Source organism: Jiangella mangrovi, assembly GCF_014204975.1.
GTDB classification, from domain to species: domain Bacteria; phylum Actinomycetota; class Actinomycetes; order Jiangellales; family Jiangellaceae; genus Jiangella; species Jiangella mangrovi.
In genome coordinates, this window is record NZ_JACHMM010000001.1 from 1 (window position 1) to 11579 (window position 11579).

12 protein-coding genes are annotated in these 11579 nt (G+C 73.8%); 10 read left to right on the forward strand and 2 right to left on the reverse strand.

Going from position 1 to position 11579, the window contains the following annotated elements; all coding sequences use genetic code 11:
• Positions 1-405 precede the first annotated feature (405 nt).
• The 10 genes from HD601_RS00005 (at position 406) to HD601_RS00050 (ending at position 9482) form a co-directional block, all read left to right on the forward strand.
• Complete coding sequence (locus HD601_RS00005) at positions 406-1062, forward strand: DUF4389 domain-containing protein (RefSeq protein ID WP_221440411.1); 657 nt, start codon at positions 406-408, stop codon at positions 1060-1062.
• A 52-nt stretch (positions 1063-1114) separates the two neighbouring features.
• Positions 1115-1795, forward strand: coding sequence for a response regulator transcription factor (locus tag HD601_RS00010; protein ID WP_343076373.1), 681 nt, complete (start codon positions 1115-1117; stop codon positions 1793-1795).
• Positions 1792-3192 (forward strand): ATP-binding protein, encoded by a 1401-nt coding sequence (locus tag HD601_RS00015; RefSeq protein WP_184818149.1) that lies wholly within the window; start codon positions 1792-1794, stop codon positions 3190-3192. The genes HD601_RS00010 and HD601_RS00015 overlap by 4 nt, the downstream gene beginning before the upstream one ends.
• A gap of 76 nt (positions 3193-3268) precedes the next feature.
• Positions 3269-3889, forward strand: coding sequence for a hypothetical protein (locus HD601_RS00020; protein ID WP_184818151.1), 621 nt, complete (start codon positions 3269-3271; stop codon positions 3887-3889).
• Positions 3886-5070, forward strand: a complete 1185-nt coding sequence (locus tag HD601_RS00025; RefSeq protein ID WP_184818159.1) for a peptidoglycan-binding protein — start codon at positions 3886-3888, stop codon at positions 5068-5070. The genes HD601_RS00020 and HD601_RS00025 overlap by 4 nt, the downstream gene beginning before the upstream one ends.
• Complete coding sequence (locus HD601_RS00030) at positions 5067-5774, forward strand: ABC transporter ATP-binding protein (RefSeq protein ID WP_184818161.1); 708 nt, start codon at positions 5067-5069, stop codon at positions 5772-5774. Before HD601_RS00025 ends, HD601_RS00030 begins: the two co-directional genes overlap by 4 nt.
• On the forward strand, positions 5771-6964 hold the full coding sequence (locus HD601_RS00035) for an FtsX-like permease family protein (RefSeq protein ID WP_184818164.1): 1194 nt from the start codon (positions 5771-5773) through the stop codon (positions 6962-6964). The genes HD601_RS00030 and HD601_RS00035 overlap by 4 nt, the downstream gene beginning before the upstream one ends.
• A 92-nt stretch (positions 6965-7056) precedes the next feature.
• Positions 7057-8538, forward strand: coding sequence for a carboxypeptidase regulatory-like domain-containing protein (locus HD601_RS00040; RefSeq protein ID WP_184818166.1), 1482 nt, complete (start codon positions 7057-7059; stop codon positions 8536-8538).
• A gap of 3 nt (positions 8539-8541) precedes the next feature.
• Positions 8542-8919: a DNA polymerase ligase N-terminal domain-containing protein gene (locus tag HD601_RS00045; protein ID WP_221440412.1), complete on the forward strand. Its 378-nt coding sequence runs from the start codon at positions 8542-8544 to the stop codon at positions 8917-8919.
• A gap of 80 nt (positions 8920-8999) precedes the next feature.
• Positions 9000-9482 carry a VOC family protein gene (locus HD601_RS00050; protein WP_184818168.1) on the forward strand — a complete coding sequence of 161 codons (483 nt, stop codon included), beginning with the start codon at positions 9000-9002 and terminating at the stop codon, positions 9480-9482.
• A gap of 94 nt (positions 9483-9576) precedes the next feature.
• On the opposite strand, the gene HD601_RS00055 is transcribed toward HD601_RS00050, so the two are convergent.
• Both HD601_RS00055 and HD601_RS00060 read right to left on the reverse strand, forming a co-directional pair.
• A complete protein-coding gene (locus HD601_RS00055; RefSeq protein WP_221440413.1) occupies positions 9577-10716 on the reverse strand; it encodes a zinc-binding dehydrogenase in 1140 nt (379 codons plus the stop codon).
• Positions 10713-11543 (reverse strand): amidohydrolase family protein, encoded by an 831-nt coding sequence (locus HD601_RS00060; protein WP_184818171.1) that lies wholly within the window; start codon positions 11541-11543, stop codon positions 10713-10715. The genes HD601_RS00055 and HD601_RS00060 overlap by 4 nt, the downstream gene beginning before the upstream one ends.
• Between the last annotated feature and the right edge of the window lie 36 nt (positions 11544-11579).

Consider the following 11579-nt stretch of genomic DNA (forward strand, 5'->3'; position numbering starts at 1 on the left):
GGCACATCCACTCGATTTCCTTTCGGAAATCTCCGTGAAGCGCTGGTGTTACTTTAGGTTTTCCCGGTCTGCCGAGTCAAATTCGCGTTTCTCGAATTCGGCTGGCTGTCGATCGAATGATCCTCGCCCGGGCAACCCGTCTAGCTTACCCCACCGCCCTCGCCGGATCAAGCCCGTAGGCCGATCTGGTTCTGCTTGGCAGGGGTGACTCTGTGAGTCCGGTCCGCCTTGCGGCGTCCCGCGCTCTCACGAGCCGACGGAGAACTTACAAAGATCGGCCCGGCGGAGTCAAATCGAGTCCCGACGATCTCTTCGGCCGAACCGGCCGCTACATCGCCAGAACGGTAGTAGACCTGGTGAGAGGCCTGATCACGGGCTCACGACACCGACCTTGGATGGTGCGCCATGCAGCAGATGCCACCGACGCCACCGATCGAACCGCCCGCCTACCCCGTCACGCTCGCGGTCGACTACCCCGACCGGCAGCTGGACCGGCTGACGACGTTCTTCCGCCTCATCGTCGCGATCCCGATTCTCATCGTCCTCGGCAGTGTGGCCGGGGGCACCTGGCAGTGGTCCTACGAACAGGGCGAAGCGGCGGCGGCCGGCGCCGGCGGGCTGCTCTTCTTCGGCCCGCTGCTGCTGATCCTGTTCCGGCAGAAGTACCCGCGCTGGTGGTTCGACTGGAATCTCGAGCTGCAGCGGTTCATCACGCGGGTGGTCTGCTACCTGGCGCTGATGAACGACCGCTACCCCTCCACCGACGAGCACCAGTCCGTCCGCCTGGACTACCGGTACCCGGACGTGCCCGCGGAGCTCAACCGGTTTCTGCCGCTGGTGAAGTGGTTCCTGGCCATCCCGCACTACATCGTGCTGTTCTTCCTGGGCATCGGGGCGTTCTTCGCCATCGTGATCGCCTGGTTCGCCGTGCTGTTCACCGGCCGCTACCCACGCGGGCTGTTCGACTACGTCGAGGGCGTGCTGCGCTGGCAGAACCGGGTCACCGGCTATGCCGTCACGCTGGTCACCGACAAGTACCCGCCGTTCCGGCTCGAGGCCTGAGCGCGCCCGGCCTTCTCAGGCTGCTCTTAACCTCGCCCTCCACACTGCGAGGGTGCGGGTCCTTGTCGTCGACGACGAGCCGGTGCTCCGGGAGTCCCTGGCGCGATCGCTGCGCTTCGAGGGCTACGCCGTCACGACCGCGGCCGACGGCGTCGAGGCGCTGAGCCGCGTCCCGGACGTGCGCCCCGACGTGCTGGTGGTCGACGTGGTGATGCCGCGCCTGGACGGCATCGAGGTGTGCCGGCGGCTGCGCGGCGACGGCGACCGCACGCCCGTCCTCATGCTGACCGCGCGCGACGCCGTCCGCGACCGAGTCCTGGGGCTGGACGCCGGCGCCGACGACTACCTGGTGAAGCCGTTCGCGCACGAGGAGCTGCTGGCCCGGCTGCGCGCGATGCTGCGGCGCACGTCGGCCAGCGGCGACGACCCGCCGCTCGTGGTCGGCGACCTGCGGCTGGACCCGCGGACGTGGCAGGTCCGCCGTCGTGACCGGGAGATCACGCTGACCCGGACGGAGTTCGGCCTGCTGGAGCTGCTCATGCGCCATCCGCGCCAGGTGCTCACACGCGGCCAGCTCTACGAGGGCGTGTGGGGCTGCGACCTGGACGGCTCGACGAACTCGCTGGACGTCTACATCGGCTACCTGCGCAAGAAGCTCGAGGCCGGCGGCGAGCCGCGCATGCTCCACACCGTCCGCGGCGTCGGTTATTCCCTGCGTGCGGAGACATCGTGACCCTCCGGGCCCGCCTCGCGGTGCTGACATCGGTGGCGGTGGCGCTGGCGATCGTCGCGGCGTCGGTCGCCGCCTGGCTGCTGATCCGCTCCAGTCTGCTCGACGACATCGACCAGCGGCTGCTCTCCCGCGTTCCCGACGTCGAGGAGATGGCGCGGACGGCGGCGGAGGTGCCCCAGGGCGCGCGGCACCGACTCTCCCTGTTCCTCGGCAACGACCCGCTCGGCGTGCAGACCATCACGTCCGACGGCGCCGTCGAGCCGGGACTGCTACCGGGCAACGGCCCGGAGTCGCTGGTGCTGGACGACGAGGAACGGCGGATGCTGGCCGGCGAGCTCGAGGGACCGCTGCTGCGCAACGAGGTGGTCGGCGGCGAGGACGTCCGGGTCATGACGGCGGCCCTGGAGCACGGCGGGGCGCTGCGGTTGGTCCAGCCGCTGAAGAGCGTGCACGAGACGCTCACCCGGATCGCCTGGCTGCTGGCCGGGATCACCGGGGCGGGCGTCGCGCTGGCCGCGGCGCTGGGCTGGACTACCGCGCGCACCGGGCTGCGGCCCATCGACCGGCTGGTCGACGCGGCCGAGCAGGTCGCGACCACGAAGGATCTGGCGCACCGGATCGACCCGCCGGGCAACGAGCGCCACGAGGTGGCCCGCCTCGCCGGCTCCGTCAACGCCATGCTGGCCGCACTCGACGACGCCCGCACCCAGCAGCGCCGGCTGGTCGAGGACGCCGGGCACGAGCTGCGCACCCCGCTGACGACGCTGCGCACCGACCTCGGGGTCCTGCTGCGCAGCGAGCAGCAGCCCGGCCGCACGCTGACGCCGTCGGAGCGCGCCCGCCTGCTGCGCGACCTGGAGACCGAGGCGGCCGCGCTGTCGGACATGGTCGCCGAGATCGTCGAGCTAGCCCGCGGCGGCACCGAGCCCGAGCCGCCGCTGGAGACGGATCTGCGCGCCCTGGTCGACCGCGCGGTGGCCCGCACCCGCCGCGTCGCGCCCGCCGTCACCGTCGTCGTCGCCGGTCGCTCGTTCGAGGCCGTCGTCCACCCGGTCGTGCTGGAGCGGGCCGTCGCGAACCTGGTCCGCAACGCCGTCCAGGTCAGCGCGCCCGGCGCCACCGTCGACGTGCTGCTGGACGAGTATCGCGGCGCCGCCCGGATCCGGGTCCTGGACCGCGGGCCGGGCATCTCCGACCTCGACCTGCCGCGCGTCTTCGACCGGTTCTACCGCGGCCAGGCGGCCCGCGAACGACACGGCTCCGGGCTGGGCCTCGCCATCGTCGCGCAGGCTGCGGAGCTGCACGGCGGCACGGTCGCGGCCGGCCGGCGCAAGGGCGGCGGCGCCGTCCTGACCCTGGAGCTGCCGATTCTCAGCCCGCTCTTAGACCGGGCCTAAGGACGTCTCATCCGGCGCCGGGAGCGTGGCGGGTGTACGGCAACGACCGACATCCGACACGTCCCCGGAGGACATCATGACCCGATCCACCCGGCGCAGGTCCGGCCTGCTGCCGGCCCTCGCGCTCCTGCTCGCCGTCGCGCTGACCGGCTGCGGCTCCGACGACGGCGGCGACGACCTGTCCGCGGCCGGCACCGCAGCCGCCGACGGCGATGCCGACTCCGGCGACGGGGCGGGCGACGGCGGCAGCAGCGGCGACGGCGCCAGTGACGACGGCGGCAGCGGCGGCGACCGCAGCGAGGTCGACCCCGAGCAGGCCGAGCTCGACTTCTACGAGTGCATGCGCGAGCACGGCGTCGACCTGCCGGACCCCGACCCGGGCCAGCCGGGCATGCAGCTGCGCCTCCCCCAGGGCGACCCGAACGCGCAGGCCGCCGCCGAGGAGTGCCGCGCCCTGTTGCCCAACGGCGGCGAGCCGCCGCAGCTGGACGCGAGCCAGCTGGAGTCGCTGCGGGCGTTCACCGGCTGCATGCGCGACAACGGCATCGACATGGCCGACCCGGGCGCCGACGGCACGCTGTCGGTGCCGCAGGGCGTGAACCCGGAGTCGGCGGAGTTCCAGACCGCGATGAGCACGTGCCAGCCGCTGCTCGAGGGTGCCCCGATCCGGATGCGCGCCGGCGGTGGTCCGCAGTGACGACCACGCTCGAGGACGGGCGCCTGGACGACCCGGACGCGGACCTGGACCGGCCGCGCCGCTCCCGGACCCGGCTGCTCTGGCTGACGCTCGGCGTGATCGGCGTCGCCGGGGCGGGCGGCGCGGCCTGGTACCTCACCCAGGAGGACGGCGGCGAGCCCGCGCCCCAGTCGGCGGCGCCGGTGGCGACGGCGACCGTGACCCGCGAGACCATCGCCTCGTCGGAGACCTGGACCGGCACCCTCGGCCACGGCGAGGCGCTCACCGTCCAGGCGGCGCAGGCCGGTGACCCGGCCGGCCAGGGAGGCACCGTCACCCGCGTCGCCGCCGCCGACACCGAGGTGACCCGTGGCACCGAGCTGTACCGGCTGGACGAGCGGCCGGTGACGGCGCTGCTCGGGGTGATCCCGATGTACCGGGACCTCGGATCCGGCGACTACGGCGTCGACGTCGAGCAGCTGGAGGCGAACCTGGTCGCGCTCGGCTACACCGGGTTCACCGCCGACGACGAGTACACCTACAACACCGCCGAGGCCGTCGAGGAGTGGCAGGAGGACCTCGGCCGCGACGAGACCGGAACGGTGGGCCGCGGCGACGTGGTCTTCCTGCCCGAGGGCGGGCGGGTCGGGACGGTGCACGCCGACGTCGGCACGCCGGTCACGCCGGGCACGCCGGTGCTCGACGTCACCGGGACCGACCAGGTGGCGACGCTCGAGGTCGACGTCGCCGACCGCGACCTGCTCGCCGTCGGCGCCGCCGTCACCGTCGTGCTGCCCGACGGCGCGGAGGCGGCCGGGACGGTGACGGCGTCGACGGTGGTGGAGGCGCCCTCCGCGGCCGGCGCGAGCGCGGCCGCTGGCGCCGGTTCCGGTGAGGAGGCGGCCAGCGCCGAGGACGCCGTCGTCGAGATCGAGGTGGCGCTGGCCGCACCGGTCGACGCCGCGCTCGCCGGGTCGCCGGTGGACGTGGTGCTGCCGGTCGGCGAACGGGTCGACGTGCTGGTGGTCCCGGTGACGGCGCTGCTGGCGACGGCCGGCGGCGGCTACGGGCTCGAGCTCGTGGGCGACGACGGCGCGACGTCGGTGGTCCCGGTCGAGCCGGGGCTGTTCGCCGACGGCCGGGTCGAGGTGACCGGCGACGGCATCGCCGAGGGCGACGTCGTGGGGGTGGCCGGGCGATGAGCGTGTCGACGGCGCGGCCGGTGGTCCGGCTGCGCAACGTGCACCGCCGCTACCCCGGCCGGCCGCCGGTGCGGGCGCTCGACGGCGTCAGCCTCACCGTCGCGCCGGGCGAGCTCGTCGCGATCGTGGGGCCGTCGGGGTCGGGGAAGTCCACGCTGCTGAACATCCTGGGCACGCTGGACCGGGCCGACGCCGGCGAGGTGTCGATCGACGGCCAGGACGTCGCCGAGCTGAGCGACCGGCAGCTGTCGGCGCTGCGAGCGCACCGCATCGGCTTCGTGTTCCAGCAGTTCTTCCTCTCCCCCGGCGTCAGCGCGCTGGACAACGTCGCCGACGGGTTGCTCTACACCGGGATGTCGCCGCGGGAGCGCCGACGGCGGGCCGCACGGACGCTGGCCCGGGTCGGGCTGGCCGACCGCACGCACCACCGGCCGAACGAGCTGTCCGGCGGGCAGCGGCAGCGGGTCGCCGTCGCGCGGGCGCTGGTCGGGCGACCGTCGTTCCTGCTGGCCGACGAGCCGACCGGCGCGCTGGACTCCGCGTCCGGCGCGGCGGTGCTCAAGCTGCTGCACGAGCTGCACGACGGCGGCACCACCGTCATCGTCATCACGCACGACCACGGCGTGGCCGCCGAGCTGCCGCGGCAGGTGCACATCCTGGACGGGCGCATCGAGTCCGACGAGTACTCCCTGGGGCCGTCGTGACTGCGCCGCGCTCGCGGCTGCGCCCGCGCGACACAGTCCGGGTGGCGTTCTCGGGGCTGCGCGCCCGTCCGCTGCGCGCCGTCCTGTCCGCACTGGGCATCGCGGTCGGCATCGCGGCGATGGTCGCCGTCGTCGGGATCTCCGCGTCCAGCCGCGAGCAGGTGCACGAGCAGCTGCGCAGCCTCGGGACCAACCTGCTCACCGTCGCGCCCGGCCAGTCCTTCGTGGGCGAGGCGTCGCTGCCGCCGGAGAGCGTCGACATGGTGGCGCGGCTCGACGACGTCGGCGCCGTCAGCGCGGTCGGCGTCGTCGCGGACACCGCGGTGTACCGGACCGACGAGATCGACCCGAACCAGACCAACGCGATCGCCGTCAGCGCCGCCCGCACCGACCTGCTCGACACGGTGAGCGCGACGGTCGCGTCGGGACGCTGGCTGGACGACGCGCTGGGCGCGTTCCCGGTGGTCGTCCTCGGCTCGGACGCGGCGGCCCTGCTGGGGGTGTCGCGGACCGACGGCGACGTGCAGGTCTGGCTCGGCGGCGAGTGGTTCACCGTCGCCGGCGTCCTCGACCCCGTGCCGCTGGCGCCGGAGCTGGACTCGTCGGCGCTGGTCGGCTGGCCGGTTGCCGCGTCGCTGCTGGACTTCGACGGCTCGCCGACCACCATCTACCAGCGGGTCGACGAGACGGCGATCGACGACGTCCGCGCACTGCTGCCGACGACGGTCGACCCCGCGACGCCGGAGGAGGTCGCCGTCAGCCGGCCGTCGGACGCGCTCGAGGCGCAGGCGGCGACCGACGAGACGCTGACGACGCTGCTGCTGGCGCTCGGCGGCGTGGCGCTGCTGGTCGGCGGTATCGGCGTGGCCAACACCATGGTGATCGCCGTCCTGGAACGGCGCTCCGAGGTGGGGCTGCGGCGGGCGCTCGGCGCGACCCGGGCGCACATCCGCCGGCAGTTCCTCGGCGAGTCGGTGCTGCTGGCGGCACTCGGCGGGGTCGGCGGGGCGCTGCTCGGCGGTGCGGCGACGGCGGCCTTCGCCGGGTCGCGGGGCTGGCCGTTCGCGCTGCCGGTGTGGGTGCTGGCGGGCGCGGCCGGCGCGACCATGGTGGTCGGCGCGCTGGCCGGGGCGTACCCGGCGGCGCGGGCGGCGCGGATGCCCCCGACGGCGGCGCTGTCGAGCGTGTGACACGTTTGCGCGAATCGGTGGTGGCGGCCGCCGCCCAGGAGTTCAATGACCCCGTTGAGCTGCTAGAACGGCACGAAGGGACATACGGGGACATGGCACGTGGGATGGTGCGGGCGGTGGCCGCCGCCGCCGGGGCGGCGGCGCTCGCGCTCGGCGTCGCGGGATCGGCGTACGCGGAGGGGTCGTACGCCGAGGTGACGCTGAGCGGTGGCGCGGGTGCCTACGAGGGGACGGTGACGCTGCCGCCCGGCTTCCCGGCGGTCTCGTTCAGCAGCGACTCGCGTGCGGCCGCGACCGTGCCGACCGGCGCGTCGAACTGGATCTCGGCCGGGACGCCGTGGGGCGAGGTGTTCGGGTCGAGCCGGGACCAGCCGTACCTCAACCTGCGCCCGGCCGCCGACGCCACGGGGTCGCCGTCGACCACCGTCTACACGTTCGACACGCCCACGCCGGCCGGCGGCTGGGGGTTCGCGCTCGGCGACATCGACTCCGACATCGCCATGGTCAGCGCGCTGGATGCTTCGGGCGAGCCGGTCGCCGCCGCGGACCTGGGCTTCGAGGGCGCGTTCAACTACTGCGACGCGTCGCCGCGGCCGAGCGGCAGCGTCTGCTCCTCCGGCCCGCCCGCGGGCGGCGACGGCTTCGACCTGCCCGCCGCCGCGAGCGGGGAGAGCTCCGTCACGCTGACCGGCAACGGCCCGGACACCGGCGGCGCGTCGGGCTGGTTCCGGCCGACGGTCGCGCTGTCGACGCTGACGGTCGAGTTCGCCTGGCAGACCGGCTTCCCCGTCTACCACACCTGGTTCGCGACGGAGCTGCGCTCGGTCGCCGGCACGGTCACGCTGGACAGGACGACGCCGCAGGCCGGTGTGGAACTGACGCTGACCTCTCCTGGCGGCGAGGTCGTGGCGACCGCGGTCACCGGCGACGACGGCGGCTACGTCTTCGAGGGCGTCGCGCCCGGCGAGTACGACGTGACGATGACGGTGCCGGACGGGCTCTTCCCGGTGGGGCCGACGGAGCTGCCTGCGGACGCCGTCGCCGCGGAGGTGACGGGGGTCGACTTCGACCTCACCGCCTCCGAGCCCGAGCCCGAGGTCCACGACGTGCCCGGCACCGTCACCGACCCGTCGGGCGACCCGGTACCGGACGCCGACGTCGTGCTCGAGACCCCCGACGGTGACCCCGTCGCCGAGACCACCACCGACGAGAACGGCGACTTCCTGCTCCCCGACGTCCCGGCCGGCGACTACGACCTGGTCATCACCCCGCCCGGCGGCGCGCCGACGGAGGTCCCGGTGACCGTCCCGCTCGACGAGCCGCTGGACATCGTTGCGGACCCGACGCCGACCCCGACGCCCACGCCGTCGCCCACCGAGGAGCCGACGTCCACACCGTCGCCCACGGGTGAGCCGACACCGTCGCCCACGGATGGGCCGGACGAGCCGGACGAGCCGGGCGAGGAGCTGCCGGACACCGGCACCGGAGCCGGGCGGGTCGCCGTCGCCGTCGGCCTGCTCGGTGCGGGCGCCGCCATGGTGCTGCTCGCGCGTCGCCGCATGGGGTACGAATAGCGCGTGGAGAGTGACGGGGACCGGCCGGCGTTCGTGCTGCACGAGCACCGCCGGCCCCGTCACCACTTCGACCTGCGGTTGGAGGAGGGCGGCGTCCTGCGCTCGTGGGCCGTGCCCCGCGGGCTGCCGCGCGAACCGGGCGAGAACCGGCTCGCCGTCGAGGTGCCCGATCACGACCTCGACCACCTCGGCTACGAGGACGCCGACAAGTCCGTCGCCGACACCGGCTGGTGGGAGGAGCACGACCGCACCGAGCGGCGCATGCTCTTCACCCTGCACGGCCGCGGCGGCGCCGCCCGGTACGCGCTGATCCGCACCGGCACGGACTGGTTGCTGCGCCGGACCCTCGATCAGCCGCCGTCCGGTGACGAATCGTCGTGAGGGTCGTCGAGAACGGCGCGCCGGCTCCGACTCACTGACGAACCGCCGGGGAGGCCGGCGACAGAGCGAAAGGCACGACCATGAGCCAGAAGATCACGCCGTTCCTGTGGTTCGACGACGACGCCGAAGAGGCGCTCACCCTGTACACCTCCATCTTCGACGACGCCCGCATCACGTCGCTCAGCCGTTACGGCGAGGGCGGCCCGTTCCCCGCCGGCACCCTGCAGTCGGCGACGTTCGAGCTGGCCGGGCAGGAGTTCATGGCCCTCAACGGCGGCCCGCACGACGAGTTCAACGACGCCATCTCGCTGTTCGTGAGCTGCGAGACGCAGGAGGAGATCGACCGCTACTGGGACGCCCTGCTCGCCGACGGCGGCAAGGCCACCCAGTGCGGCTGGCTGAAGGACCGCTTCGGCGTGTCCTGGCAGGTGACGCCGGTGCAGCTGCTGCAGTACCTCAGCGACCCGGATCCCGAGAAGGCCGGCCGCACCGCCGCCGCGATGATGTCGATGGTCAAGCTCGACCTGCACGCCCTCACGGCCGCCTACGAAGGCCGCCCTTGACGAACCGCTCCGCGCCCATGGCGCCCGCGATGGTTGAGGGAAAGGTGTCGCCAGAGCGACACGGATCCCTCAACCATCGACCGCGCGGGCGCCCCTACGCGGCGGTGGGGCGGAGGAGCTGGCGTACGGCGCGGCCGGCGGCGAGCTCGTCGAAGGCGGCGGCGAGGCCGTCGAAGCCGATGACGCCGGTGCGGAGCTGCTCAATCGGCAGCTTGCCCGCCTCCCAGAGGCGGATGAGCCGGGGGATGTCGCGCGCCGGCGCGGCCGAGCCCATGTAGGAGCCGCGCAGCACGCGGCCCTCGCCGGTGAGGGTGACGGCGGGGAGCGAGCTGCGATGGGAGGGGTCGGGCAGGCCGACGGCAACGGTGGAGCCGCCGCGGGCGGTGACGGCGAACGCGGTCTCGAGGACGGCGGCGCTGCCGACGCACTCGAACGCGTGGTCGGCACCACCCCCGGTCGCCGAGCGCACTGCCTCCACCAGGTCATCCACCGCACCGGGGTCCAGCACAGCGGTCGCCCCCAACGACTGGGCCAGCTCGAGCTTCGACGCCACCGTGTCGACGGCGACGACGGGGTGCGCGCCGGCCAGGGCGGCGCCCATGACCGCGGACAGCCCCACCCCGCCCAGCCCGAACACGACCGCCGACTCCCCCGGCCGGACGCCCGCCGTGTTGACGGCGGCGCCGAAGCCGGTGAGCACCGCGCAGCCGAGCATCGCGGCGACGTCGAACGGCACGCTGTCAGGGACGACGACCACCGAGCCGCGCGACACGACGGTGCGCTCGGCGAACGCCGACACGCCCAGGTGGTGGGCGAACTCCACGCCGGAGCGGCCGAACCGGGTGCCGCCGGCGACCAGCCGGCCGGCGCCGTTGGCGGCCGCGCCGACCACGCACATCGCCGGGCGACCGCCGGCGCACTCGACGCAGTGGCCGCACGACGGCACGAACGTCATGACGACGTGGTCGCCGGGCGCGACGTCGATGACCCCGGGACCGACCTCCTCGACCACGCCGGCCGCCTCGTGCCCCAGCACCATGGGCGTCGGCCGCGGCCGGCTGCCGTTGATGACGGACAGGTCGGAGTGGCAGAGCCCGGCCGCCTCGACACGGACCAGCAGCTCACCGGCGTCGGGCGGCGCCAACGTCAACGACTCCACCGTCAGCGCCGAACCACTGGCGTACGGAGGCGCGTCACCCAGTCGCCACAACACCGCTGCGCGGGTCTCGATCACAGCAGCCCCAGCGCCTCGCGCGGGTCGCCGTCGATCAGCCAGTCCAGTGTCGACGGCAGCACGTACGGCATGGTCGGCGGGCGCATCGCCGCGATCTCGCGGAGTCCCTCCACGGCCTGGGCCGGTGTCCAGATCGGGAAGTCCGAGCCGAACAGCAGCTTGTCGACCACGCCCCACTCCTGCGCGCGGACCAGTGCGTGGTAGCCGTCGAACGGGCGCGCCCACGACGCGGACACGTCGGTGAAGACCCGCCGGTTCTTCCGGCACACGACCATGGCCTCGCGCTGCCACGGGTGACCCATGTGCGCCATGACCATGGTGAGGTCGGGGTGCCGGCGGGCAACCTCGTCGACGACCAGCGGCTGGCTGACCATGAGCGACCCGGCCGGGCTCGGCGTCGCGCCCATGTGCCACAGGATCACCAGGCCGGCCGCCGTCGCCGCCTCGTAGAACGGGTCGAACCGCTCGTCCCGTGCGTCGAACAGGGACAGGACGGGGTACAGCTTGATGCCCCGCAGCCCGCGGGCGACCCCGTCGGCCAGCTGGTCGAGCACGTCCGAGTCCGTCGGGTCCAGCGCCATGAACCCGATGGTGTTCGTGCTGGTGTTCTTGCAGAACCACTCGACGTACTCGTTCGGCGTCGCCACTCCGGCCGCCGTCGCCCGCAGGCCGAAGACGCAGGCGACGGAGACGCCCTTCATCGCCTCGTCGTACTCCTCGGGCGTGAAGGCGTGCGCCTCCTCCTGTCCGTACACCGGCGCCCAGTGGGCCCGCCACTCCGGGCCCCAGTGCTCGGGCTGGTGGCAGTGGGTGTGGACGTCGAACATGCGGCCTCCTGAGCCTCAGCTGAGAAACGTACGTCG